Here is a 24,049-nt window from a genome sequence, read left to right as displayed (position 1 = left end):
CCAACACTTTTGCGCACACGGGTTTACCCGCAACTACCGCCTCGCATAGGCGGTCGTCGTCTGAGGCGCATCCGTGACCGCCTGTCCAGCCGCCAGCCAGCAGGCGGCGCAGAAGGCAAGCGCACTGATCAGATAACAAACCATGGCCAGAAGCTGCGCGGGCCAGTGGGCACGCGTCAGATGTCCGGTGTAGCCCTGGCGCAACAGGCTGACCTGCGCCAGGTAGGCAAACAGAATTCCCAGGCAGGCGGCCAGCAGGCCGCCCAGCAGCAGCGCCAGCGGCAGTTGCAGATCCGGCGCGGCGATATCGCCGCCGACCACGCCCAGCGAAAACCCCGTCAGGACCAGCGCCGCGCCCCCATTGAGCCAGCCCAGGAAGCGGAACGCCCCCGCCAGCAGCGAGAACGACAGGCCGCTAGCACGGATCTGCTGGGCGCGGGCATCCATGGATCAGCCTTCGCCGCCCTTGCGGCAGACCGGCGTTGCGCTCTGGATGGAGGCGCGGGCAGCGGCGATTTCAGCAGCGTCCCAACGCCCTTCGCCCAAGACCGTGATGGTTACCTTGGCGGTGGAGGGGCTGGCGCTTTCGGCGGCAATCAGTTCCAGCACCTTGGCGGGTTCCGTCACCTTATAGAGCTGCACTTCGTCCGGCGCACCCTTTTCGCCCTTCACGTGGCGCCAGGCATAGGCGACGTTATAGGCGTGCTGCACTTGCACGTGGCAGGTGCGCACGTACTCGCCGGCCCGGCGGAAAGCCGCTTCGTAGTTGGTATTGACGGTGAAGGTCTCCGTGACGACGGCATCGGATTCGTAGACCCCTTTGCTCGCGCAGCCGGCCAACAAGGCCGCAAACGCCATTCCCAACCACAAAGACTTGCGCATGACACTTCCCACGATCGAATTCAACTCCGCGAATTATGCCAGGGGGAAAGCCCTCGCACCGCCTCCCGCTTGCAGCCCCTCCCTACGTGCGCGCCAACAAAAAAGCCGCGAGAGGGATGCCAAGGCATGTCTCGCGGCTTCCAGGCCGGATTGCGGCGCAGGGCGCGGGCCTACTTGGTGGCGGCGCCCTCTATCTTCTCGCCGCCCCGCTGGATGTCCTTGCCTGCCCCCGCTACGGTGTTGCAACCGGCCGAGAGCGCGGCGATCGAAAGCAACATGACGAGAAAGACTTTGTTCTTCATAGACATCTCCTGTCTGGGCTTGGAAAGTGAAGCCAGCATACCCCAAAGACCCTCATTTGCGCATCGACCGGACCGGCTCGCGGCGGCTCCCCTATGGGAGGCTGAGCCGGGATCAAACACCGTTGGAAAGGCTTGCGTTCGCCTGTCGCGCATTTAGCGCCAATCGATTAGGATGCGGACATGACCAAGAAACACACATCGCAAAGCGCCGGCTCGGCCCACCAGGGCTGGGGCTGGGAACAGCCGCAGTGCCGCGGGCAGGCGGCTTTGGCGCTCTTCATCGACGATCTCCATCGCATTTTGCAGGCGCATGCCGCTGGCAAGCTGGCTGAAAGCAGCACGCTCGCCGACGCGCAGCAGAACGTGAACGAATTGCTGGCCCGCTACAACGAAATTGGCGCCGCACCGGATATTTTCCTCGGCCAATCGGTCGAACTCAAAGAGGGCGTCGACCGCGATGGGGTGTCCCATACGGTACCGATTTTTTCGGCACGCCTGAAAAAGTCATTGGTATCGATGCTGGGCCAAGGCCCGGCCTGAAACGCCGCCCGGCTTGCCTGCAGGCTCAGGGCCATAACCAGAACAGTCACCACAGGAGACCGCACAATGAAGAATACCGACAACGTCGTAGAGTTCCTGCGCCTGCTGTCGCTGGATGTCTCCCTGGGAGCCGCCGCCCAGCATGCGGCCAGCCAGGCAGACGCGCCGCTGGCCCTGGCCCGCCTGGCCACCGCTCACGGCTTGCCTTGCAACGCATCGGACTGGTCGGCCTTTGCCCGCAGCTGCCTGGACAGCTCCGACCTGACCGAACAGACCGCAGTCCCCGAAGAAGCCACCATCTGGCAACTGGTGCAGGATCCCGCGCACGGCACGGACATTCCGGCCAGCGCGATTACCCGCGTCATCGGCATCGTCACGCAACCGGAAGGGGGCGAACCCGTCGTGGGCCACGTCGTCGGCGATCTGGCGCCGCGCGCGCCGCTGGGCCTGGCGCCCTATTCCTCGGGCTCCTGAGCTCATGCGGCTTCAGGCATCCGCCTGGCCGCGCCCACCCGATCGCAAGAATTCAATCGCTCCGGCCGCGGCGGCCACGCCGCTCGCCATGCAGGCCGTCAGCAGATAGCCGCCTGTCGGCGCCTCCCAATCCAGCATTTCCCCTGCGCAGAACACGCCTGGGATTTCGCGCAGCATCAGGCCGGAATCCAGCGCGGCGAACGACACGCCGCCTGCGGTGCTGATCGCTTCGTCGATAGGCCGCGCACGCAGCAGACGCAGCGGCAAGGCCTTGATGCGCAGGCCCAGCAGCGCGGGGTCGCGGAAATCTTCCGCCGAGGCGCATTCGCGCAGCAACCCCGCCTTGACCCCGGTCAGCCCCAACCGGCTTTGCAGATGGCTGGACATTGACCGCGAGCCGCGCGGGTGCGTCACGGCAGCCATCACTTTCTCCTGCGACCAGTCCGGAGCCAGATCCAGCATGGCGACGGCATGGCCTTGGGCATCGATACGGTCGCGCAGCGGCGCGGACAGGGCATACACCAGGCTGCCTTCTATGCCGGTTTCCGACACAACGAACTCTCCCTGACGGGCGGGAGCCACGCCGGCTGCGGTTTCGCAGGCCATGGCCACGGATTTCACGGGCTGTCCCGCATAGCGTTCGCGAAAATGATCCGACCACGCCACGTCGAATCCGCAATTGGCCGGCCGTAGCGGCGCGACCGTAACGCCGTGCGCTTGCAGGCCGTCGACCCAGGCGCCATCCGATCCCAATTTGGCCCAGCTGCCTCCGCCCAGCGCCAGCACCACGGCGTCAGCCGCGTAGCACTGCTCGCCCTCGGGCGTATCAAAGCGCAGCGCGCCCGGGCCAGGCCGGGAACCCGCCGGCCATCCCAGCCAGCGGTGCCGCATGTGCAGGCGCACGCCGCCGGCGCGCAGCCTGGCCAGCCAGGCCCGTAACAGGGGCGCCGCCTTCATCTCCTGGGGAAAAACCCGGCCGGACGAACCCACGAAGGTCTGGATGCCCAGTCCGTGGGTCCATTCCCGCAATCCGTCCGCGTCGAGCGCCTGCAGCCAAGGCGCGACATGGGACGCGCGGTCGCCGTAACGCGCCAGGAACGGCTCGGCCGGCTCGCTGTGGGTCAGATTCAGGCCGCCCCGCCCCGCCATCAGGAACTTGCGGCCGACCGATGGCATCGCATCGAACACATCCACCTGCACGCCTTGCGCGCTCAGGCGCTCGGCGGCCATCAGACCGGCGGGACCGCCGCCGATGACGGCGACGCGCGCGACAGCTGGACTCATGGCGTCGGCGCCTTCAGGCCGCAGGAATGGATACGCGTAGCACTAAGCATGGGGAACGGACCGGGAGGGAATGGCAAAACAGGGGCGGGCACGCCAGGGAGGGAAAAGATTGTCGCATAGCCGGACCGTCGTGCAGGAGGGAAGCAATAAACGCCCCAGTGGGGCGTTTATTGACCGGCGTTACCAAGTCATTGTTCTGGCAGGGAAAACCCGAAATGCGCAGAGGCTATCCCAAGGCTTGTCCACAGTTGCTGTGGGTAATTCAACCTGGGCTCGCGGCCAGGATTCAGGCGTGGGCGGCAGACTGCATCGGGCCGGACCAGGGTTCGGCGTCGATCTGGAAACGCAGTTCCTGGTATTCGCCATCCACCGAGACGGACGGCAACAGGCCCGCACCCAGCGCCTGGCCCAGCGCACGGCGGCAAAGGGTTTCAGGATCGTCGGGCAAGGACTGGAACACCCCGTCCGGTATGCGCAGGCGCAGCATCGCCTGGGGATCGCCACGTTCGGCGGGCCTGCCGATATGGATATGGGCGGGATAGCCGTGGGGGCACCAGATGCCCACGTGGTACTTGCCGTCAGCGCCCGTATCGGCGACATAGCCGGGATGATCGTATTTTGCTGTTCCCATGGACCCTCCTCGAGTGCGGCAACCTAGCGCGCGTGACCCATGGTAGCGCAGGGCTGCGGGCCTGTGCGGCCGTGAACACCAGGGAAAGTCCGGACTGGAACAAAGGTTTGACGCAGAGCAAGCGGCGCGGGAAATCCTGCCGCAAGGCGAAAAAAAAGCCGCGATGAAAATCGCGGCTTTCTTCTGCTTGAAACTGGTTGCGGGGGCAGGATTTGAACCTACGACCTTCGGGTTATGAGCCCGACGAGCTGCCAGACTGCTCCACCCCGCGTCTGATGTGTGAATCATACATCATTTTGAAATCTTGTGCAGCGCACCGAGGGAATTTTTTCGGTTTTTGGCTAAATCCAGCCGAAAAAATGCGGCCGCCGCCTGAAAAAAGCGCTGCGCATAGCCCGGTACGTCCAGGCATATCACCTCGGCCTGGCCGATGGCCGTGACCTGCGCCACGCCGCCGTAGCCCAGGCCATGCCCCTCACCCGCATTAATGCGCACCGATACCGCGCGAGGCAGTCCGCCCGCGGCTTCCGGGCCATTCACGGGTTCCTCGATCCGCACGCTGCCGCTGACGCACACCAGCGTGGCGCCGGCGCGCAGGACCAGTTTCCGGCTGGCGCCGGCGGCAAGTTCCAGGCGGCGGGCCTGGGCATCTGGGGTGTAAGTCGCAATCATCGTCGTCTCCTGTGGGACAACTACAGACTACGCGCGCCCTGCTATGCGCAACAGTCACACCCCCGAGGTTTCTGTACCGATGCAGATCCTCGATTTCCGCGCTGTTATGGTGTACTTTGCTTGAATCTGTGCCTAGTCTCACACCAACCTCGGGGAGCATGATCGGCGCATGGATCCGCAACCGCTCTATCTACGCCTGGCCAACCATTACCGGCGCGCCATCCAGACCGGCGTGCTGGCGCCCGCCCAGCGCATGCCCTCGGTCCGCACGCTGGTGCGCACCCACCACGTCAGCCTGTCCACGGCCTTGCAGGCCTGCCGCCAGCTGGAAGACGACGGCCTGATCGAAGCGCGGCCCCGCTCGGGCTACTTCGTGCTCAAGCCCCGCCGCAACACTATCCCGCCCGTGGACGAGCCGGACATCCGCCAGGCACTGGGCGCGGCGCAATACGTGGGCATCCACGATCGGGTCTCGGACTTCGTGGCCAAGTGCGAAGCGCATCCGGTCAGCGCCAACTTCGCCCTGGCCGCGGCAGTGCCCGAAGCCTATCCGCTGGAAGAACTTAAGCAGGCCATGATCCGCGCTCTGCGCCAGTCGCCGCAGGTGCTGGTCAGCCCGGTTCCGCCGCAGGGGCATCCGGACCTGCGCACCGTGCTCGCCCGCCGCGCACTGGCCAACGGCATCAACGCCACGCCGGACGACGTCATCGTCACGCATGGCTGCATAGAAGCGCTGAACCTGGCGCTGCGCGCGGTGGCGCGCCCCGGCGACACGATTGCGGTCGAATCGCCCGCCTACTTCGGCCTGCTGCAGATCCTGGAAAGCCTGGGCATGCGGGCGCTGGAGATTCCCACCAGCCCGCAGCACGGCCTATCGATCGAAGCGCTGGACCTGGCGTTCCAGACCCACGGCAACATCCGCGCCGTGGTGGTGGTGCCCAATTTCCAGAACCCGCTGGGCTGCGTCATGCCCGACGCGGAAAAGGCGCGGCTGGTTGCGCTGTGCGAACGCCAGCAGGTGCCCCTGATCGAAGACGACACCTACGGCGCGCTGACGGACGACGACACGCCGCTGGCCGCCGCCAAGTCCTGGGACGCGACCGGCAACGTCATCTATTGTTCGTCCATGCACAAGACGCTGGCGCCAGGCATGCGCCTGGGCTGGCTGCTGGGCGGCCGCTGGAAGGCCCGCATCGCCATGCTGAAGTTCGCCCAGAGCCGGCCCAACGAACCATTGGCGCAAATTGCCGTGGCCGAGTTCATGGGCTCGCGCGCCTACGACCGCCATCTGTCGCGCCTGCGCCGGCACCTGAAGATGCAGCGCGACCAGACGGCCGAGACCATCGCTGCGCACTTCCCTTCCGGCACCCGCCTGAGCGTGCCGCAGGGCGGCATGCTGCTTTGGGTGGAGATGCCCGACGGACGCTCAGGCATGGACGTGTTCGAAGCCGCGCTCCGGCAAGGCATACGGGTCGCGCCGGGCGCCATGTTCTCCAATGGCACACGCTACAACCATTTCCTGCGCATCAGCTGCGGACAACGCACCACGCCCGAGATCACCGCTGCGCTGCAAACGCTCGCGCGCATCGTGGGCGAGCGGCCCAGATGAATCCCGCCCTGCACCAGTTCATCGTCGACTACGGCCTGTGGGCGGTGCTGGCCGGCACGCTGCTCGAAGGCGAAAGCGTGGTCGTTTTCGCCGGCTTCCTGGCACACCAGCACCTGCTGCACCTGCCCTATGTGGTGCTGTGCGCGTTCGCCGGTTCATTCCTTGCGGACCAGGCCCTGTTCCTGCTGGGCCGCCGCTATCGCGATCATCGCTATGTCCGGCGCATCCGCGAGAAGCCCGCTTTCGAAAAGGCCTTGGCCGCGGTGGACCGCTATCCGCACGGCTTCATCCTGAGCCTGCGTTTCCTGTACGGCCTGCGCACGGTGGGGCCAGTGGCGCTGGGCGTGTCGAATGTGCCGCCGCTGCGCTTCCTGGTGCTCAACGCCATCGCCGCCGCCATCTGGGCGGTGTGCTTCAGCGCCCTGGGCTATCTGTTCGGCCAGACGATCGAATCCATGCTGGGACGCCTGCACGGCGTCGAGACCAAGCTGGCCGTGGCCATCGCGATCGGCGTGCTCATCTGGCTGGCTTATCACCTGCTGGGCAGGCGCCGCAAATAACTGCGCTCAGACCACCAGCTTGCCGCTGGCGCGCAGCACATAACGGCGCCGCGCGTTGCGGTACCAGCGGCCCACCAGGGGCAAGCGCGCCAGGCGGCGCAGGATGGGGTGGCGCTGGTCGAAGTCGTGCCAGGCCTTGAAGCCATGCCCCATGCGCTCCCAGCTCTGGCGCGCCTCGGGGGAAAGTTTGCCGGGGTCGAACGCCGCCAGCTTTGCTGCTTCCGAGACGCGCATCGCGATCGATCCGCCCCGGCATTCCAATGAATACTGATTCCGCATGGGGCCGCATATTACCCGGCTTGCGTGACCTGCGGCAGCGTGCAGCAAGCGCTGCCGCAGCGAGCAAATGGAGCCAGCTTTGACCGCTCCATGCAAGCCTTTGTAATTAAAGGAAAATGAACATCTATGCCCGCACTATCCCAAGGCTTGTCCACAGAAGTTGTGGGTAACTCCCGCAAGCCTGGACCCGCAAGCCAGCCTATTTCAAGGCGCCCAGAATCATGTCGCGCACGCTCTCGAAACCGGCCACGTACTGCGGATTCTCGGAGCGGGCCAGCAGGCTGGAATAGTTCTGTTCGAGCTGGGCTTCGATGGCCTCGCGCAGGCCGGGCGAAGCCTTGGCCAGATGCAGCATCGACAGCACGGTCGAATTCAGCGCATCGATGCGGCCGCCTTGATGCGAAATGGTATGCACGATGACGGCGATTTGTTCCTGGATGTCCATGTGTAAGCCTCCTGGCATTGAAGTCGGCGCAAATCCTAGCACGGCGCCACGCCGGCCCATGCTAGGCAAGCCCTGCGCGCCGCGCTAGCATGAAGCGTAGCCGCAGAGGCACGGCGGCGCACGTCACCGGCTCCGTCTCCAGGGCTGCGCGCCCGCGAGCATCCGGTGCAACCGGAGGCCTCCGATGAAGACGATCCAGAACTACGTTGCGCCGGACGCCCAGTCCATGCGGCGCCTGCAGGACCGGCTGGGATACAGCGACGCGCGCATGGCGGAGCTGGCCGGACTCGACGCAGCCATTCCCTGGCACAGTTTCATCGGCGGCCCCGAACCGCGCTCGCTGGGCCGCCAGCGCCTGTTCTACGTGGCGGCCCGCCTCACCTTGGACGAAGCGCAATGGCAGCGCGTGCTGGCCGCCATGCATGACCTGGGCGCGCGTTTCGATTATCAGGACACCCGGCATCCCGACGCCCTGCCCGCGCCGGAACCCGTCGCCGACGAAGAGCGCAAGTTCGGCATGTTGCTGGTCAGCCGTAACGGCTCCTTCCACGAAATGGAGCAGTTGCGCGAATTCGCGCATTTCGCGCACGAGGCCGATGTCAGCCGCTATGTGCATTCGGCCTTCTACGATAGCGACATCGATCTGTGCCGCTTCAGCTTCGCCGACCACGACGGCCTGGACGATGCCAGCCGCGATCGCATCTTCGATGCTGCGCGCAAGACCATCACGCGCTTCGAGTTCGACGGGCGCATCTATCAAGGCGGCATTCCACCCGAATCCGATGGCTAGCGCCTGGCGCCATGCTGGCGTGCGAGGGCCGGCTGCGCATTGACGCGGGCAGGCCCGGGCCTGTACCGTCGGCACTCGCGCCCTCTCGCTCCATGCCGCCCATTTCCGTATGAACGAACGACTCGACGCCATCGACCGGCAACTGCTCAGCCTGCTGCAAGCCAATGCGCGCGAACCCGCGGCCATCCTGGCGCGCAAACTCGGCCTGGCCCGTACCACGGTGGTGGCGCGCATTGCGCGGCTCGAACGCGAGCACATCGTGGCGGGCTATGGCGTGCGCCTGGGGCGCTTGCTGGAAGAAGCGGCGGTGCGCGCCTATTGCTTCATCAGCGTGCTACCCAAGACTCCCGCCGCGGTCATACGCGAACTGGAGAAGATGCCCGAAGTCGAGGAGGTCTCCTCGGTCAGCGGCCCCTACGATTACCTCATCTTCCTGCGCTGCGAAACCCACGAACAGCTGGACGAACTGCTGGACCGCATCGGCCTGATCGACGGGGTCAAGCAGACCCAGACTTCCATCGTCCTGAGCCGCAAGCTCGATCGCCGCAGCGCCGTGGCCGCACCATGAAATGATGGTGTAATTGAGGTAATCGCCATTCCAGGACGCCTCATGTTTGCACGCCTTGCCCCCGCCGCCGTATTGCTTGCCCTGCTGACCGCCTGTTCCAGCATGAGCGAGGTCACGCCCGCCGGCAAGGACACCTACAGCGTCACCCACAGCTCCGGCTCGCAGATGATGACCTGGGTGGAAATCAAGAACCAGGCCCTGCTGCGGGCCGAACAGTATTGCCAGTCGATCGACCGCAAGCTGGTCAAGCCCAAGATCACCTCCAACCACGCGACCGGCCTGGGCCCCAAGCGCGCCACCGTGACCTTCGAATGCGGCGTCATCGAGCCGCCCAAGAATTCCTCGAAGTAAGGCGGCGGCCCACCCAGATCCGCAACACAACCTCAGTCCCCGCATCGTGAACACCTCCCTGCCCGTAGGCATCACCATGGGCGATGCCGCCGGCATCGGTCCCGAAATCGTCGTCAAGGCCTACGCGCAAGGCCTGAACGCGCCTTGCGTGGTGTATGGCGATGCGGGCGCACTGCGCCGCGCCGCCGCCCAGCTGGGCGCAAGGCTGGAGATCGTCGAGGTCGCCGACGTCGGCCAGGCAGCGCCGGGCGCGGACCACATCAACGTCATCGCCTGCAGCCCCGCCCTGCCCGCCGACCTGCCCCTGGGGCAGATCAGCGCGGCCGCGGGACGCGGCGCCTACGATTATGTCTGCGCCGCCATCGACGACGCGCAGGCCGGCCGCATCCGCGCCATCGTCACCGCGCCGCTGAACAAGAAATCCATGCATGCCGCCGGCATCGACTATCCCGGCCACACCGAGATCCTCGCGGAACGCTCGGATACGCAAGACTTCGCGATGATGCTGGCCAACGACGAGTTGCGCGTGCTGCTGGTGACCATACACGTGGCGCTGGCCGACGTGATCCCGCGCATCACGCCGCAGGCGGAACTGACTGCCATGCGGCTGGCCGACCAGGCCTGCCGCCAGATGGGCATCGCCCAGCCGCGCGTCGCGGTCGCGGGCCTGAATCCGCACGCGGGCGAAGGCGGCAAGTTCGGCCGCGAAGACATCGACATCATCGAGCCCGCAATCGCCGCTGCCCGCGCGCAAGGCATAGACGCGAGCGGGCCCTGGCCCGGCGACACGATCTTCATGCGCGCCCGGCGCGGCGAGTTCGATATCGTGGTGGCGCAATACCACGACCAGGGACTCATTCCGGTCAAGTACCTGGGCCTGGACCACGGCGTGAACGTGACGGTAGGCCTGCCTTTCGTGCGTACCAGCGTGGACCACGGCACTGCCTTCGACATCGCGGGCAAGGGCCTGGCCGACCATGCCTCGCTGGTCGCGGCGTTCGACCTGGCGCTGGCCATGACGCCCTGAGCGCCGCGCTGCGGCGCTGCTGCGACCTGCAGCGCTGACAACTGGCTGTCAGGAAGCAAGACGTCCCGGGGACTACAATACTGCCCGTTTACGGCGCCCGCGGCGCTTTCCGTCCGCCCTCCCCCTTCCATCCCTCATGTCACGCCTTGCCCGCCTTCTTCCCGATCGCTTCACCCTCTATCTGATCTGCACCGTCATCATCGCCAGCATCGTGCCCGCTCATGGGCAAGGCGTGGTGGTGTTCGGCTGGATCACCAACATCGCGGTCGGCCTGCTGTTCTTCCTGCACGGCGCGCGCCTGTCGCGCGAGGCCATCATCGCCGGCCTGACGCACTGGAAGCTGCACCTCACGATCTTCTCCGCGACCTTCCTCATGTTCCCGCTGCTGGGCCTGGCGCTCAAGCCGGTGCTGGAACCGCTGGTCACGCCCGAACTCTATCTGGGCATCCTGTTCCTGTGCTGCCTGCCCGCCACGGTGCAATCGGCCATCGCCTTCACCTCGATGGCGCGCGGCAACGTGCCGGCTGCCGTGTGCAGCGCCTCCGCCTCCAGCCTGCTCGGCATCTTCATCACCCCGCTGCTGGTGGGCACGGTAGTCGCCAACGCGGGCAGCGCGCCGATCTCGTTCGACGCCGTCGGCAAGATCATGCTGCAACTGCTGTTGCCCTTCGTGCTGGGCCAGTTCGCCCGCCGCTGGATCGGCGCCTGGGTGCACAAGCGCAAGGCCATGCTGAAGTTCGTCGACCAGGGCTCCATCCTGCTGGTGGTCTACACGGCGTTTTCTGAAGCCATCAACGAAGGCCTGTGGAGTTCGACCCCGATCCCCGCGCTGGCCGGCCTGGTGGTGGCTTGCGCCGTCATCCTGGCGCTGGCGCTGGGTCTGTCGGCCCTTGCCGGCCGCGTGTTCGGCTTCAATGTCGAAGACCGCATCACGCTGCTGTTCTGCGGCTCGAAGAAAAGCCTGGCCAGCGGCATTCCGATGGCGCAGGTGCTATTCGCCGGCCACGCCGTGGGCGCGATCGTGCTGCCGCTGATGCTGTTCCACCAGATCCAGCTGATGGTGTGCGGCGTGCTGGCCGCGCGTTTCGGCAAGCGCCCCGAGGCGCAAGCCTGAAGCGGGTTCGCAGCCGCAATGAAAAACCGCGCCGAGGCGCGGTTTTTTCTTGGACCGGACAGGTTCAGTACATGTCGCGCGGCTGCGCGCCCGAGAAGTTCAGGAAGCGCGTGCTGGAGCCCTGGAAGGTCAAACGCACGGAACCAATGGGACCGTTACGCTGCTTGCCGATGATGATCTCGGCGGTGCCCTTGTCCGGCGAATCGGGGTTGTAGACCTCGTCGCGGTAAATGAACAGGATCACGTCCGCGTCCTGTTCGATAGCGCCGGATTCGCGCAGGTCGCTCATCACGGGGCGCTTGTTGGGACGCTGTTCCAGGCTTCGGTTCAGCTGCGACAGCGCGATCAGCGGGCAGTTCAGTTCCTTGGCCAGACCCTTGAGCGAGCGGCTGATTTCCGACACTTCGGTGGCCCGGTTTTCGCCCGAGCCATTGCCCGACATGAGCTGCAGGTAGTCGATGATGATCAGGCCGAGCTGGCCGCATTGGCGCGCCAGGCGGCGCGCGCGCGCCCGCACTTCCATCGGGCTGAGCGCCGGCGATTCGTCGATGTAGACCTGCGCGTCCTGCATCAGCTGGACTGCGTGGGTCACGCGTGGCCAGTCCTCGGCGATCAGCTTGCCGGTCCGCATGCGATGCTGGTCCAGCAGGCCCACGGAGCCCAGCATACGCATGGCCAGCTGGACCGCGCCCATTTCCATGGAGAACACCGCCACCGGCAGCCCTTCCTCGATGGCGACGTGTTCGCCGATGTTCATCGAGAACGAGGTCTTGCCCATGGATGGGCGGCCGGCCACGATGATCAGGTCGCCGCCCTGCATGCCCGAGGTCATCTTGTCCAGATCGGTGAAGCCCGTGGGCACGCCGGTCACGTCGGAGGTGCTCTCGCGGTGATAGAGCTCGTCGATGCGCTCCACCACCTGCGTCAGCAGCGGCTGGATTTCCTGGAAGCCCGCGGCGCCGCGTGCGCCTTCCTGGGCGATCTGGAACACCTTGGACTCGGCCTCGTCCAGCAGTTGGCGCGCTTCCTTGCCCTGCGGGCTCATGGCGGCCGCGGAGATCTCGTCGGCGATCGCGACCAGCTTGCGCAGCATGGCGCGCTCGCGCACGATCTCGCCATAACGGCGGATGTTGGCGGCCGACGGCGTGTTGTGGGCCAGCGCGTTCAAATAGGCCAGGCCGCCGGCATCCTCGGCCTTGCCGGCGCTGACCAGCGACTCGTGGACGGTGATGACGTCCGCCGGGCGCGCCAGCCCGATCAGGCGGGCAATATGGTGCCAGATAAGCCGGTGGTCGTGCCGGTAGAAATCCTCTTCGACCAGCACGTCGGCGATGCGGTCCCAGGCTGCGTTGTCCAGCAGCAGGCCGCCCAGAACCGACTGTTCCGCCTCGATGGAATGGGGGGGAACGCGCAGGTATTCGAGCTGGGAGTCGGCAGGTGTATTCATGACTTCAATAGTAACGGCTGCAGGATGTCCGCGACGCGGAAGAATCCCTGGATATCGCGCGAGGGCAATCGGCCCAGCACCACGCGCAAGGGCGCGGCAATGCCGCAGAGCACGCGCGCCAGGCGCGTCAGGCGGGCTCGGACCTCGGGGTCGGGGTTGCTTTCGAAATAGACTTCGAACGCCAGTTTACCCAGCGTGCGGGCCGCGTCGTCCGGCAATTTACGCAAAGACACCAGAGAGGCCAGCATCTGGAACAGGTCATAGGCCTGGGCCAGCGGGCGCGACAGGGTCGAACCGATGTTCTCTTCGAAATCGATGCGCCACAGCTCGCCGTCCTGCAGGGTGATGTTGCGGATCTGGGCGCCGCCATGCCACATGCCGCGGGCATGGAAAGCGGCCAGGTCTGCTGCCGCGGCGCGCGCCAGCCACAAGCGGGACGTCGTGTCCTCGTTGCGGATCAGGTCGGCCAGGTCTTCGCCCACGTATTCCAGCACCAGCAGGCCTTGCTCCTGCCACCAGACCTCGGGCACGCGGCAACCGGCCCTGAGCAGTTGCGCCAGGCGCTGCGACTCGTGCGTCAGGCCGTTGCGCAGCAACACGCCCGGACGTGGAAACTCGCCGAGGAAAATCTTGCATCCCACGCCCAGGAACAGGGCGCGCACATAGCGCAGCGCGTAGCTCACGCCCTGACCGATGCCGGGACGGCGGCGCTTGATGATGCAGCGCACGCCATCTATCGTCACATCCCTCACCGAAGGTTCACGCGACGCATCCACGCTATCCAACCAGGCTCGCAGGCCGGGGGGCGCGTTGTGGTGAACGGGGGGCTGAGTCAAGACGTCCTCTGAGGAATGCGGCGCGGGGCCTGGATCGTGGAGTCCGAAGACTACACGCAATACGCGATGGACAAAAAGAAAAAAAGCCGGCGCGCGGGCCGGCTTCTTTTTTACTGCGGGTACCGGCTTAGGACAGTTCGCCTTCGACCAGGATCGTCACGTCGACCAGAACGTCGGCGTGCAGGGCAACCTGGGCCGGGAACTCGCCGATCGACTTCAGCTGGCCGTTGGGCAGGCGGATTTGCGCCTTTTCCACGGCTTCGAAGCCGGCCTTGCGCAGGCCTTCAGCGATGTCGGCGTTGGTGACCGAGCCGAACAGACGGCCGTCGACGCCAGCCTTCTGGACGATCTTCAGCTGGAAGCCGGCGACGCGCTCGCCCAGAGCCTGGGCGGCGGCCAGCTTTTCAGCCTGGGCCTTTTCCAGTTCGGCGCGGCGCGCTTCGAATTCCTTCAGGGCGGCGTCGGTTGCGCGACGGGCCTTGCGCTGGGGGATCAGGAAGTTGCGGGCGTAGCCATCACGCACGCGGACGACTTCGCCGAGGTTACCCAGGTTGACGACTTTTTCGAGCAGAATAACTTGCATTTCAGTGCCCCGGATTAGTTGTGGTTGTCGGTGTAAGGCAACAGGGCCAGGAAGCGCGCGCGCTTGATGGCGGTGTCCAGCTGACGCTGGTAGATTGCCTTGGTGCCGGTCAGGCGAGCCGGGATGATCTTGCCGTTTTCTTGCACGAAGTCGCGCAGGGTGTCCAGATCCTTGTAGTCGATCTCTTCCACGCCGGCAGCGGTGAAGCGGCAGAACTTACGACGCTTGAAGAGCGGGTTCTGCTGCGTGAATTTGCGTTTTTCCTTGCGTTTTCCGAAGAAAGCCATGATATGTGCCTCTTTGTTTGAGGGGGCCGGGTTCTACCCAAAACGGGCCCAAACCCCCATAACCTATCCGTAATCAGAAGGCGCTCATCGCGCCTCTTGCCCAATTCCCTTCAAGCCACCAGCGGATCGCGCCCTGCGCTGCCGCTGATCCTGCGTGCCTGCTGCAAATGCAGCTTGACCTTCACCGAGTCCTTGCGGGTGGGAGCCAGAAACCCCTGCACCAGCAATTCGGACCCTAGCGCGGTGTCCTTCAGCAGCAACGCCAGATCGCCCAGTGCCACGGCCGCGATAGTCAGTTCGACGCGGCGCGGGTGGCCTGCTTCGATGACTTCGGACTCGTGCGCCAGCACCATTTCCAGTGCGGGCAAACCGGCGGGAGTGTGGCGCAAAGGCTCGCATTCGAGAACGCGGGCGCTGAGTTCCAGCTTGTTCATCCTGCCAGGCACCGAGGGGACTTCATGGGATGAGCTCTGCGTGAGCCCTGCTTACTCGGCCTGAGCCGGCGCTGCTGCTTCAGCCGAAGCCTTGCGGGCTTCTTCGCGTTCGACCGACTTCATCATGATCGAGGGCGTGGCTTGAGCCTTCTTGGTCTTGATGACCAGGTGGCGCAGAACGGCGTCGTTGTAGCGGAACGAGTGTTCCAGCTCATCCAGCGTGGCTTGGCCGCACTCGATGTTCAGGCAGACGTAGTGAGCCTTGACGAGCTTCTGGATCGGGTAGGCCAGTTGACGGCGACCCCAGTCTTCCAGGCGGTGAACCGAGCCGCCTTGGCCCGTGACCAGCGCTTGGTAACGCTCGACCATGGCGGGCACTTGCTCGCTTTGGTCGGGGTGAACGATAAACACCACTTCGTAGTGACGCATGAGTAAAACTCCTTGAGGATGTCTCGCTGGCCGACCGTCCTGCGCCCCCGCTTTCCATCAGGGGCGGATCGCAATATGCATCTTGAACAGTGGCCCGCAAGGGGCAGCCCGCTACCCAAAAACCATGGGCGGTCGAGCAAGAAAGCTCTCGATTATCACCGATTGAGCGGTCAGACGCAAGCCAGAGGCCGGTCAGGAAATAAGGGACGGACTATTTCCATCGCCCTGCCCCGCCTGCCGCGGCAAATCGGCAACATCGATTTCATGGGGACGGTTGACCACGCCGACCATCACGTAGCTGATGATCATCAGCAGGAACCATGAGCCCAGCTTGGCGATGGACACGAGTTGCCAGCCCTGCGACTGGTTTGGATAGCGCCAGGCGTTGGCGAAGGTGCCGATGTTCTCGGCGAACCAGATGAACAGGGCCACTAGCACGAAACCCAGCAGCAGCGGCATGCGGCGGTAGACTCGCCAAATGCGGAAATACACCCAGGTGCGGGCGAACAGGATGGCGGTCAGCGCGAACAGCGCCCACCGGATATCCATGATGTAGTGGTGCGCGAAGAAGTTCAGGTAGATCAGCACCGACAGCGCCACGCAGGCCGCCAGCGGCGGATGCGCGCGGAAGCGGAAGTCGAACAGGCGCCAGACGCGGGCGAGATAGCTGCCCACCGCCGCGTACATGAAGCCCGTGAACAGCGGCACGCCGCCGATGCGCAGCACGCTGGCCTCGGGATAGATCCACGAACCCGCGGCGGTCTTGAACACTTCCATGCCCGTGCCCACCACATGGAACAGCAGGATCACGCGGGCTTCGCTCCAGGTTTCCATGCGCAGCGCCAGCAGCAGCGCCTGGATGCCCAGCGCGGCCAGGGTCAGGAAGTCGTAGCGGGCCAGCGCGGCGTCTTTCGGATACCACCAGTGCGTGCCCAGCAGCAGCGCGCACATCAGGCCGCCGAACAGGCAGGCCCAGGCCTGCTTCACGCCAAAGCGGAAGAACTCGTAAAGGGCCACGCCAAAACGGCCGCGGCCGGCCAGATTGCTGGCCAGCCGCGATTCCCACTCCTGCAGCCCCGCGATGAGCGGCCAGTCATTGGCCGCCGGATGGCTCACGGAAAGCTCAGCCTTCCACGACGGCGTAGGCCGAGTGGTTGTGGATGGATTCGAAGTTCTCGGCTTCCACGCGGTAGCGGGCGATGCCGGGATGCGCGTTCAGGCGGGCAGCCACGTCGCGCACCAGGTCCTCGACGAACTTGGGATTGTCGTAGGCGCGCTCGGTGACGTACTTCTCGTCCGGGCGCTTGAGCAGGCCCCACAGTTCGCACGAGCCTTCTTCTTCGATCAGGCGGATGACGCCGTCCATGCCGATGTCGGCATTCAGGATGGCCGACACCGTGACGTGCGAGCGCTGGTTGTGCGCGCCGTATTCGGAGATGGCCTTGGAGCAGGGACAGAGGCTGGTGACGGGCACCTGCACGATCAACTCGAACTCGACCTCGTCGCCCTGGGCGCGGGCGATCCATTGCACTTCGTAGTCCAACAGGCTTTGCACGCCGGAAATCGGGGCGGACTTGTTGATGAAGTACGGGAAGGCGGCGGTGATGTCGCCGCGCTCGGCATGCAGCAGCGGCAGCATGTCGGCAGCCATGGCGCGGAACAGGGTCGGCGTCATGGGGATGCTGCGGTACTTTTCCAGCAGGGCCACGAAGCGGGACATGTGCGTCCCTTTTTCTTCGGGCGGCAGCGCCACCGTGAGCGTCCAGTTGGCCACGGTGCCCTGGGGCGAGCCGTCGCCGCTTTCAATCAACATGGGGTGGCGCACGCCACGGATGCCCACGCGCTGAATCGGGATGTGCCGGGTGTCCGCCGAACTCTGGACGTCGGGCATCACGATGGCGGGGTCGATCGGAGAATTCATTTCGGCTTACCTGTCTAGGCAATCAGTCGTGAAAACGCACGGGCCTAGGAATCTTTGAGAAGGGGGCCATTATCGCCCATAGTCCGCGGATCGCCAGGGAAAACCCTTTTATCCGTAGGTTGGCGGGGCCGGAACAGTGTGTTTCATTGCCGCGGACAGTGGCCTGGCCCCTGCCCGCGGAATCGGGCCGGATTCAGCCCAGCAGATTGGCGTAACGGGCGCGGATCGCGCTTTCGATGCCCGCCGCGTCCAGGCCGATGCCGGCCCACAGCGCCGACTGCTCGCCGTGGTCGATGAACTCGTCGGGCAGGCCCAGTTGCAGGACCGGGATCGCAACCCCCGCCGCGCTCAGCGTTTCCAGCACCGCGCTGCCGGCGCCGCCCATGATGGAAGCGTCTTCCAGCGTAACCAGGGCGTCATGGCGGCTGGCCAGGTCGAGGATCAGTTCGCGGTCGATCGGCTTGACGAAGCGCATGTCGGCCACGGTGGCATCGAGCTTTTCAGCCGCGCCCAACGCGGCCTGAAGCAGCATGCCGAATCCCAGGATGGCGATCTTGCGGCCCTCGCGGCGCACCACGCCGCGGCCGAGCTCGACCGTGTCCAGGCCGGGCGCTTCAGCCGCGCCGCAGCCCGCGCCGCGCGGATAGCGCACCGACGCCGGGCCGGGATACTGATAACAGGTCGACAGCAGCAGCCGCGTTTCGTTTTCGTCCGAGGGCGTGGCCACGACCATGTTGGGCACGCAGCGCAGAAAGGCGATGTCGTAATTGCCCGCATGCGTGGCGCCGTCCGCGCCCACCAGGCCGGCGCGGTCCAGCGCGAAGGTCACGTCCAGGTTCTGCAGGGCCACGTCGTGGATGAACTGGTCGTAGCCGCGCTGCATGAAGGTGGAGTAGATCGCGACCACGGGCTTCTGGCCTTCGCAGGCGATGCCCGCGGCGAACGTCACGGCGTGCTGCTCGGCGATGCCCACGTCGAAGTAGCGCTGCGGAAAGCGCTTTTCGAATTCCACCAGCCCGCTGCCCTCGCGCATGGCGGGCGTGATGGCGACCAGGCGGGAATCCTGTTCGGCCATGTCGCACAGCCACTGGCCGAACACCTGCGTGAAGCTGCGCTTGCCCGGCGCCTTCGATTGCTGGATGCCGACGGCCGGATCGAACTTGCCCGGACCGTGGTACAGCACCGGGTCGGCCTCGGCCAGCTTGTAGCCCTGGCCCTTCTTGGTGACCACGTGCAGGAACTGCAGGCCTTCCAGGGCCTTGAGGTTCTGCAGCGTGGGCACCAGCGCGTCCAGGTCGTGCCCGTCGATCGGGCCGACGTAGTTGAAGCCGAATTCCTCGAACAGCGTGGCCGGCGTGACCATGCCCTTGGCATGCTCTTCGAAGCGGCGCGCCAGTTCCAGCACCGGCGGCACGTGTTGCAGCACCGCGCGGCCGACGTTCTTGGCGGCCGCATAGAAGCGGCCCGACATCAGGCGCGCCAGGTAGCGGTTCAGCGCCCCCACTGGCGGCGAGATCGACATGTCGTTGTCGTTCAGGATCACCAGCAGGTTGATGTTGGGCGTGACGCCGGCATTGTTCATGGCTTCGAAGGCCATGCCGGCGGACATCGCGCCGTCGCCGATGATGGCGATGTGCTGGCGCTGCACGCCGGCGTTGCGCGAGGCCACCGCCATGCCCAGCGCCGCGGAGATGGAAGTGGACGAATGCGCGGTGCCGAAGGCGTCGTACTCGGATTCACTGCGCTTGGGGAAACCCGAAATCCCGCCCTGCTGGCGCAGCTTGGCCATGCCGGCGCGGCGGCCAGTCAGGATCTTGTGCGGGTAGGACTGGTGGCCTACGTCCCAGACGATGCGGTCATGCGGCGTGTCGAACACCTGATGCAGGGCCAGGGTGAGCTCGACCGTGCCCAGGTTGGACGACAGGTGCCCGCCCGTTTTGGACACCGATTCCAGCACGAAGCCGCGCAGCTCGTCGGCCAGCTTCTTCAGCTCGCGGCGATCCAGGCGCTTGAGGTCAGCCGGGGATTGAATGCGGTCCAGTAAATCTGTCGTCATGCTTTTATGTGGTTCGTTGGCCCGGCCTGCCTCCAGCCCGGGCTGGTCCCGGTTCAGCGGTCTCGTAGGACGATGAAGTCGGCCAGTTCAGCCAGGCGCGATCCGGCCTCGCCCAGCGGAGCCAGGGCGGCCAGCGCGTCCTCACGCAGTTCCTGGGCGAACGCGCGCGCGCCGTCCAGGCCCAGAAGCGATACATAGGTGGGCTTGTTCTCGGCGGCGTCCTTGCCCGGCGTCTTGCCCAGGCTGGCGCTGTCGGCGGTCACGTCCAGGATGTCGTCGACCACCTGGAAGGCCAGGCCCACCGCCTGCGCGTAGGCGTCCAGCGCCTGGCGCGAGGCCGAGCTGGCGCCCGCCACGATGCCGCCCAGGGCCACGCTGCAAGCCAGCATGGCGCCCGTCTTCATGCTGTGCATGGTTTGCAGTTCGTCGCGCGACAGCGCGCGGCCGACGCTGAACAGGTCAATGGCCTGGCCGCCGGCCATGCCCTGGCTGCCGGCGGCGCGCGCCAGCGACTGGGTGGCCTGCACGATCAGCGCGGGCGCGATCGGCATGGAAGCCAGCAGATCGAAGGCCAGCGGTTGCAGCGCATCGCCCGCCAGCATGGCGGTGGCTTCGTCGAACTTCACGTGGGTGGTGGGACGGCCGCGGCGCAGCGTGTCGTCGTCCATGCAGGGCAGATCGTCATGCACCAGCGAATAGGCGTGGATCAGTTCCACCGCCGCGGCGGCGCGGTCCAGCGAGGCCTGCACGGCCAGCACGCTGCCGCTGACGGGGCAGGCCTGCCCCGCCGCGTAGACCAGCGCGGCGCGCACCCGCTTGCCGCCGCCAAGCACGGCGTAGCGCATGGCTTCATGCAGCCGCGCGGGCAACGCGTCCGCCGGGGGGAGCAGATCGTCCAGGACGTCTTCGACGTGCTGGACACGGCCTTGCAACCATTCCGGGAAGGCGAGTTGAATTTGCTTCATCGGGTTCTTATTCGTCATCCAGCGCCGCCGGGTCCAGCGGACGCAGCAAGTCGCCCTCCAGGACCTTGACCTGCTGTTCGGCCTGCGCCAAGCGTTCCTGGCAGACCCGCGTGAGCGCCACGCCGCGCCGGTAGGCGGCCAGCGACTGCTCCAGCGGCAACGAGCCGTCTTCCATGGCCGCTACCAGCGATTCGAGTTCGGCCAGCGCCGTTTCGAAATCCTGGGGCAAGGGACGGTCATCGATCTGCGGATCGGCTTGTGAAGATTTGGCCAAACGGGTCTCCGAGGGCGCTAGGGGTGGATCAATCCGTGAATTGTACGAGATACCCGCAAGGCCGTCGGGCTTGCCGCCGCGCGCGGCGCGTCTCAGGCCGCAGCGCCTGCCAGCCCCGCAATGGCGCCCTGCAGCAGCGGCGCCACGCGCGTACGCAGGTCCGCCTCGGGCAAGAGGCTGGCGGGCCCGCCGCAGCTCATGACGAAGACGCCCTCGCCCGTGATGGAGGCAAACGGCACGGCGACCGCATTGATCCCCGACTGCCATTCGCCGATGGCGTAGCAGCAGCCCGTGTCGCGCAGTTCGGCGCGGGCGCGCTCCATGGCGGCCGCGTCCGGCGCGGTCTCGCCCAGCCGGGCCAACGCGTCGGCGCAGGCCTGGGGCGGCAGGCTGGCCAGGTAGGCCCGGCCCATGGCGCTGTCCAGGCTGGCGCGATAGCCGACGGGCAGGCGCAGGTAGAGCGCCGAAGACCCATGGATGGCCTCGACGTAGGTCATGGCATCGCCATCGAAGGCGCCCAGGGCCACCGCGCCGCCGGTGGCGCGCGCCAGCTCGGTCATCGAGGCCTTGGCCAGTTCGCGCACCTCCAGCCCGGCCAGCAGACCGAAGCCCAGCGCCAGCACGCCATAGCCAGGCGAATATTTGCCGGTGTCCGGGTGATAGCGCAGATAACCCAATTCAGTAAGGGTGTAGGTGATGCGGCTGATGGTGGGCTTGGGCAAACCGGTCAGGCGCGCCAGGTCCAGATTGCCCAAGGCCGTCACGCCATGGCGAAAACAGCGCAGTACATCCAGCCCGCGCGCCAGTGCGGTAATGAAATCAGGCGAGTTGGCGCCCACGCCCGCGCCGGCGGCGCGCTTGCGGCGCGCGGGCAGGCTGAGTTCGACCTTGCCGTCCGGTTTGGCGGCGGGATGGGCGATGCGCTTGGCGTCAGAAAAAGATTGCATTTCTATTCGCTTCGTTTTTATAGTTTATTTCGAATAACAAAATTAAATTCCATTTTACGGAATTTAATGCACCCAAGGAGACTTGGCAAGCGCTACCCGCAGCGCCAAGCCAGGCCCGACCATCCACTCATGCACGCGATTTCAAGGGGAAAAACATGATTCGCACTAGCTTCAAACTGCTGGCCACCCTGCTGCTCAGCGCCGCCGCGGTGGGCGCCCAGGCCGAAACCTATCCGGCCCGGCCGATCAAGGTGGTCTCGCCCTTCCCCGCCGGCGGCGCCACCGACGTGCTGACCCGCATCCTGGCCGAGCGCATGGCCAAGACGCTGGGCCAGCCCATGATCGTCGAGAACAAGGCAGGCGCCGGCACCTCGATCGGAGCGGCCTTTGTTTCGCGCGAAGCGCCGGACGGCTACACCATCCTGATGGCGACCAACTCCACGCTGGTCACCAACCGCTATCTATACAAGGAACTGCCCTACGATCCCGATGGCTTCGCCCGCATCGGCATGGTCGGCGTCGGGCCGCTGGTCCTGCTGTCCAGCCCCAAGCGGCCGTTCAACAGCACCCAGGACGTGGTGGCCTACGCCAAGCAGAATCCAGGCAAGCTGACCTTCGCCACCTTCGGCCCGGGCACGTCCTCGCACCTGGCGGGCGAACTCTTCAAGGAACGCGCGGGCATCGACATCCTGCACGTGCCCTTCAAGGGCGCGACCCAGGCCCTGCCCGCCCTGGTCAGCGGCGACGTGGACCTGTTCTTCGACATGGTGGCCACCGGCATGCCGCAGGCCGATGCCGGCAAGGTCAAGGTCTTCGCCATCACCAGCCCGGGCCGCCTGGCGACGCAGCCCAAGCTGGCGACGCTGGCCGAACAAGGCTATCCCGCGTTCGACATGACCGCCTGGTTCAGCTTCGTGGCGCCCAAGGGCACCCCCGCCCCCGTGATGGAAAAGCTGCAGCAGGCCCTGGCCGAGACCCTGCAGGACGAGACCATCAAGAAGCGCATGCTGGACATGGGCATCGACCCGCGCTCGGGCACGGCTGCCGAACTGGACAAGCAGATCAAGACCGAACAGCCGATCGTGGCGCAACTGATCAAGCAGGCCAATATCGTCCTGCAATGATGGCGCGGCTGGTTTCGTGACAAAACGTAGGCGGGCCCGCGCCCGCCCGTGAATGCGCCGCGCCGCGCGGCGTCCGCCGGCAGAGGGCTCCAGCGCCCCTGCCGGTTTTTCATGCGCGTCGATATGCCCTCTAACCCCTGGATACAGAACCAGGACGCTGCCCGCTGCTATGGTGAAAAAGTAGACACCGCCATGGGAGCCCGATGCCGTACGCCGAAGAGAAATATGCGCGCCTGGATGCCGCCCGCTGGTTGGCGGCGGTAGCCGTCGTGCTGCTGCACAGCGCCGCCATGGTGGTAAGCAACCCCGCAGTGTACGGCGGGGGAGCGTGGCTGGCGGCCAATCTGTACGACTCGGCGGCGCGCTGGTGCGTGCCCGTGTTCGTCATGGTCAGCGGCGCCCTGCTGCTGGATCCCGACAAGCCGCAGGACGCGCGCCAGTTCTACAGCCGGCGCATGGCGCGGATCTGCGCGCCGCTCTTGTTCTGGACGTTTTTCTATCTGGCCTGGCGCACGGCGCTGGATTGGTGGGACGACGGCCGCATCGATTTTTCGTTCTGGCCGCGCAAGCTGGTGCAGGGCGAGCCGTACTACCACCTGTGGTACCTGTACATGATCGTGGGCCTGTATCTGTTCGCGCCGCTGGTGCGCGTCCTGTATGCGCGCAGCACGCCGCGCGCCCGCGCCTTGTGGGTGGTCGGCATCCTGGGCGTGGCGATCCTGGACGCGCTGTACCGCCGCGCGCTGGGCGCGCCCGCGGGCTTCTTCCTGACCTGGTTCCTGCCCTATCTGGGCTACTTCGTGGCGGGCCGCCTGATCTTCGACGGCCAGATGCGCATCCCGCGTCCCGGCCTGATGCTGGCGGCCAGCGTCGCCGCGACCGCGCTGGGCGTGTACACGATGTCGAGCAACCGCGCGCTGGATACCTACTTCTACGATTACTTCAGTCTCACGGTGCCGTTCATGTCGCTGGCCGCATTCCAGTGGATCGTTGGGTCGCCGCGCCTGCCGCGGCTGGCCTCGCTGGCGCCTTTGACCTTCGGCGTCTACCTGATCCATCCGCTGTTCCTGGACGTGGCGCATCGCGCCGGCGCCTTGACGGGCGCGCGCAACGAGGCCTGGACGCTGCCCATGCTGGCGGTGGCCGTGTTCATGTTGTCGGCGGCCAGCAGCTGGCTGATGAGACGCCATCCGGCCACCCGGCGCTTCGTCTGAAAGG

The 24,049-nt window shown here is 65.9% G+C and carries 31 protein-coding genes and 1 tRNA gene; 11 read left to right on the top strand and 21 right to left on the bottom strand.

Annotated elements, in window-relative coordinates; translation table 11 throughout:
• Nucleotides 1-33: 33 nt before the first annotated feature.
• From IB257_RS24095 to IB257_RS24085, 3 genes are all read right to left on the bottom strand, one after another.
• Complete coding sequence (locus IB257_RS24095) at nucleotides 34-447, bottom strand: hypothetical protein (protein ID WP_054451046.1); 414 nt, start codon at nucleotides 445-447, stop codon at nucleotides 34-36.
• Between the two features lie 3 nt (nucleotides 448-450).
• Nucleotides 451-882, bottom strand: coding sequence for a BPTD_2524 family lipoprotein (locus IB257_RS24090; RefSeq protein ID WP_054451045.1), 432 nt, complete (start codon nucleotides 880-882; stop codon nucleotides 451-453).
• Nucleotides 883-1,052: 170 nt separating this feature from the next.
• Nucleotides 1,053-1,184 (bottom strand): entericidin A/B family lipoprotein, encoded by a 132-nt coding sequence (locus tag IB257_RS24085; protein ID WP_042792633.1) that lies wholly within the window; start codon nucleotides 1,182-1,184, stop codon nucleotides 1,053-1,055.
• A gap of 180 nt (nucleotides 1,185-1,364) precedes the next feature.
• On the opposite strand from IB257_RS24085, the gene IB257_RS24080 reads away from it, so the two are divergent.
• Both IB257_RS24080 and IB257_RS24075 read left to right on the top strand, forming a co-directional pair.
• Nucleotides 1,365-1,724, top strand: coding sequence for a hypothetical protein (locus IB257_RS24080; protein WP_054451044.1), 360 nt, complete (start codon nucleotides 1,365-1,367; stop codon nucleotides 1,722-1,724).
• A 66-nt stretch (nucleotides 1,725-1,790) separates the two neighbouring features.
• A complete protein-coding gene (locus IB257_RS24075) occupies nucleotides 1,791-2,198 on the top strand; it encodes a hypothetical protein (protein WP_054451043.1) in 408 nt (135 codons plus the stop codon).
• A gap of 12 nt (nucleotides 2,199-2,210) precedes the next feature.
• On the opposite strand, the gene IB257_RS24070 is transcribed toward IB257_RS24075, so the two are convergent.
• The 4 genes from IB257_RS24070 to IB257_RS24055 form a co-directional block, all read right to left on the bottom strand.
• Entirely contained in the window at nucleotides 2,211-3,482 is a 1,272-nt protein-coding gene (locus IB257_RS24070; protein WP_192492917.1) for a TIGR03862 family flavoprotein, read from the bottom strand.
• Nucleotides 3,483-3,768: 286 nt separating this feature from the next.
• Nucleotides 3,769-4,113, bottom strand: coding sequence for a hypothetical protein (locus IB257_RS24065; RefSeq protein ID WP_054451041.1), 345 nt, complete (start codon nucleotides 4,111-4,113; stop codon nucleotides 3,769-3,771).
• 194 nt (nucleotides 4,114-4,307) lie between these two features.
• Nucleotides 4,308-4,384 (bottom strand) — tRNA-Met (locus IB257_RS24060).
• Nucleotides 4,385-4,404: 20 nt separating this feature from the next.
• Nucleotides 4,405-4,785, bottom strand: a complete 381-nt coding sequence (locus IB257_RS24055; protein ID WP_192353280.1) for a hypothetical protein — start codon at nucleotides 4,783-4,785, stop codon at nucleotides 4,405-4,407.
• A 169-nt stretch (nucleotides 4,786-4,954) separates the two neighbouring features.
• Here IB257_RS24055 and IB257_RS24050 point away from each other — a divergent pair, with 169 nt between their 5' ends.
• Nucleotides 4,955-6,394, top strand: coding sequence for a PLP-dependent aminotransferase family protein (locus IB257_RS24050; protein ID WP_054451039.1), 1,440 nt, complete (start codon nucleotides 4,955-4,957; stop codon nucleotides 6,392-6,394).
• Complete coding sequence (locus IB257_RS24045) at nucleotides 6,391-6,954, top strand: DedA family protein (RefSeq protein ID WP_192492916.1); 564 nt, start codon at nucleotides 6,391-6,393, stop codon at nucleotides 6,952-6,954. Before IB257_RS24050 ends, IB257_RS24045 begins: the two co-directional genes overlap by 4 nt.
• Before the next feature lie 6 nt (nucleotides 6,955-6,960).
• On the opposite strand, the gene IB257_RS24040 is transcribed toward IB257_RS24045, so the two are convergent.
• Nucleotides 6,961-7,188, bottom strand: coding sequence for a hypothetical protein (locus IB257_RS24040; protein WP_223283424.1), 228 nt, complete (start codon nucleotides 7,186-7,188; stop codon nucleotides 6,961-6,963).
• A gap of 244 nt (nucleotides 7,189-7,432) precedes the next feature.
• Nucleotides 7,433-7,678, bottom strand: coding sequence for a hypothetical protein (locus IB257_RS24035; RefSeq protein ID WP_054451036.1), 246 nt, complete (start codon nucleotides 7,676-7,678; stop codon nucleotides 7,433-7,435).
• Nucleotides 7,679-7,862: 184 nt separating this feature from the next.
• Here IB257_RS24035 and IB257_RS24030 point away from each other — a divergent pair, with 184 nt between their 5' ends.
• From IB257_RS24030 to IB257_RS24010, 5 genes are all read left to right on the top strand, one after another.
• On the top strand, nucleotides 7,863-8,468 hold the full coding sequence (locus IB257_RS24030; protein ID WP_054451035.1) for a hypothetical protein: 606 nt from the start codon (nucleotides 7,863-7,865) through the stop codon (nucleotides 8,466-8,468).
• A 109-nt stretch (nucleotides 8,469-8,577) separates the two neighbouring features.
• Nucleotides 8,578-9,036 (top strand): Lrp/AsnC family transcriptional regulator, encoded by a 459-nt coding sequence (locus IB257_RS24025; RefSeq protein ID WP_054451034.1) that lies wholly within the window; start codon nucleotides 8,578-8,580, stop codon nucleotides 9,034-9,036.
• 42 nt (nucleotides 9,037-9,078) lie between these two features.
• The gene (locus tag IB257_RS24020) at nucleotides 9,079-9,387 is read left to right on the top strand and encodes a hypothetical protein (RefSeq protein ID WP_054451033.1); all 309 of its coding nucleotides are present in this window, start codon (nucleotides 9,079-9,081) and stop codon (nucleotides 9,385-9,387) included.
• 46 nt (nucleotides 9,388-9,433) lie between these two features.
• Nucleotides 9,434-10,414 carry a 4-hydroxythreonine-4-phosphate dehydrogenase PdxA gene (pdxA, locus tag IB257_RS24015; RefSeq protein ID WP_175214011.1) on the top strand — a complete coding sequence of 327 codons (981 nt, stop codon included), beginning with the start codon at nucleotides 9,434-9,436 and terminating at the stop codon, nucleotides 10,412-10,414.
• Nucleotides 10,415-10,550: 136 nt separating this feature from the next.
• Nucleotides 10,551-11,528: a bile acid:sodium symporter family protein gene (locus IB257_RS24010; RefSeq protein WP_054451031.1), complete on the top strand. Its 978-nt coding sequence runs from the start codon at nucleotides 10,551-10,553 to the stop codon at nucleotides 11,526-11,528.
• A 64-nt stretch (nucleotides 11,529-11,592) separates the two neighbouring features.
• Here the strand turns inward: IB257_RS24010 and IB257_RS24005 are convergent, their stop codons facing one another.
• From IB257_RS24005 to IB257_RS23950, 12 genes are all read right to left on the bottom strand, one after another.
• Nucleotides 11,593-12,975 (bottom strand): replicative DNA helicase, encoded by a 1,383-nt coding sequence (locus tag IB257_RS24005; RefSeq protein WP_054451030.1) that lies wholly within the window; start codon nucleotides 12,973-12,975, stop codon nucleotides 11,593-11,595.
• A complete protein-coding gene (locus tag IB257_RS24000) occupies nucleotides 12,972-13,811 on the bottom strand; it encodes a hypothetical protein (protein ID WP_192492915.1) in 840 nt (279 codons plus the stop codon). Before IB257_RS24000 ends, IB257_RS24005 begins: the two co-directional genes overlap by 4 nt.
• 127 nt (nucleotides 13,812-13,938) lie before the next feature.
• Nucleotides 13,939-14,394, bottom strand: coding sequence for a 50S ribosomal protein L9 (gene rplI, locus IB257_RS23995; protein WP_054451028.1), 456 nt, complete (start codon nucleotides 14,392-14,394; stop codon nucleotides 13,939-13,941).
• A gap of 14 nt (nucleotides 14,395-14,408) precedes the next feature.
• Nucleotides 14,409-14,681 carry a 30S ribosomal protein S18 gene (rpsR, locus tag IB257_RS23990; RefSeq protein ID WP_006218308.1) on the bottom strand — a complete coding sequence of 91 codons (273 nt, stop codon included), beginning with the start codon at nucleotides 14,679-14,681 and terminating at the stop codon, nucleotides 14,409-14,411.
• Between the two features lie 110 nt (nucleotides 14,682-14,791).
• Nucleotides 14,792-15,115 carry a primosomal replication protein N gene (gene priB / locus IB257_RS23985; protein ID WP_054451027.1) on the bottom strand — a complete coding sequence of 108 codons (324 nt, stop codon included), beginning with the start codon at nucleotides 15,113-15,115 and terminating at the stop codon, nucleotides 14,792-14,794.
• A gap of 51 nt (nucleotides 15,116-15,166) precedes the next feature.
• The gene (gene rpsF / locus IB257_RS23980; RefSeq protein ID WP_013392507.1) at nucleotides 15,167-15,544 is read right to left on the bottom strand and encodes a 30S ribosomal protein S6; all 378 of its coding nucleotides are present in this window, start codon (nucleotides 15,542-15,544) and stop codon (nucleotides 15,167-15,169) included.
• A gap of 192 nt (nucleotides 15,545-15,736) precedes the next feature.
• On the bottom strand, nucleotides 15,737-16,660 hold the full coding sequence (locus tag IB257_RS23975) for a DUF817 domain-containing protein (RefSeq protein ID WP_192492914.1): 924 nt from the start codon (nucleotides 16,658-16,660) through the stop codon (nucleotides 15,737-15,739).
• A gap of 7 nt (nucleotides 16,661-16,667) precedes the next feature.
• Complete coding sequence (folE2, locus tag IB257_RS23970) at nucleotides 16,668-17,465, bottom strand: GTP cyclohydrolase FolE2 (protein ID WP_054451025.1); 798 nt, start codon at nucleotides 17,463-17,465, stop codon at nucleotides 16,668-16,670.
• 193 nt (nucleotides 17,466-17,658) lie between these two features.
• Nucleotides 17,659-19,521 carry a 1-deoxy-D-xylulose-5-phosphate synthase gene (gene dxs, locus IB257_RS23965; protein ID WP_175162470.1) on the bottom strand — a complete coding sequence of 621 codons (1,863 nt, stop codon included), beginning with the start codon at nucleotides 19,519-19,521 and terminating at the stop codon, nucleotides 17,659-17,661.
• 53 nt (nucleotides 19,522-19,574) lie between these two features.
• Complete coding sequence (locus tag IB257_RS23960) at nucleotides 19,575-20,486, bottom strand: polyprenyl synthetase family protein (protein ID WP_054451023.1); 912 nt, start codon at nucleotides 20,484-20,486, stop codon at nucleotides 19,575-19,577.
• Between the two features lie 7 nt (nucleotides 20,487-20,493).
• Nucleotides 20,494-20,760, bottom strand: coding sequence for an exodeoxyribonuclease VII small subunit (locus IB257_RS23955; protein ID WP_054451022.1), 267 nt, complete (start codon nucleotides 20,758-20,760; stop codon nucleotides 20,494-20,496).
• A 92-nt stretch (nucleotides 20,761-20,852) separates the two neighbouring features.
• Entirely contained in the window at nucleotides 20,853-21,707 is an 855-nt protein-coding gene (locus tag IB257_RS23950) for an IclR family transcriptional regulator (RefSeq protein WP_175181706.1), read from the bottom strand.
• A gap of 155 nt (nucleotides 21,708-21,862) precedes the next feature.
• Between IB257_RS23950 and IB257_RS23945 the strand changes: the two genes are divergently transcribed.
• Nucleotides 21,863-22,831: a tripartite tricarboxylate transporter substrate binding protein gene (locus IB257_RS23945; protein WP_192492913.1), complete on the top strand. Its 969-nt coding sequence runs from the start codon at nucleotides 21,863-21,865 to the stop codon at nucleotides 22,829-22,831.
• A 203-nt stretch (nucleotides 22,832-23,034) separates the two neighbouring features.
• Complete coding sequence (locus IB257_RS23940; protein WP_054451019.1) at nucleotides 23,035-24,045, top strand: acyltransferase; 1,011 nt, start codon at nucleotides 23,035-23,037, stop codon at nucleotides 24,043-24,045.
• Nucleotides 24,046-24,049: the final 4 nt, after the last annotated feature.

The organism is Achromobacter sp. ACM03, from assembly GCF_014851665.1.
In the GTDB taxonomy this organism is placed as follows: Bacteria; Pseudomonadota; Gammaproteobacteria; order Burkholderiales; family Burkholderiaceae_B; genus Achromobacter; species Achromobacter aegrifaciens.
This window is presented reverse-complemented; position numbering and strand designations above follow the sequence as displayed.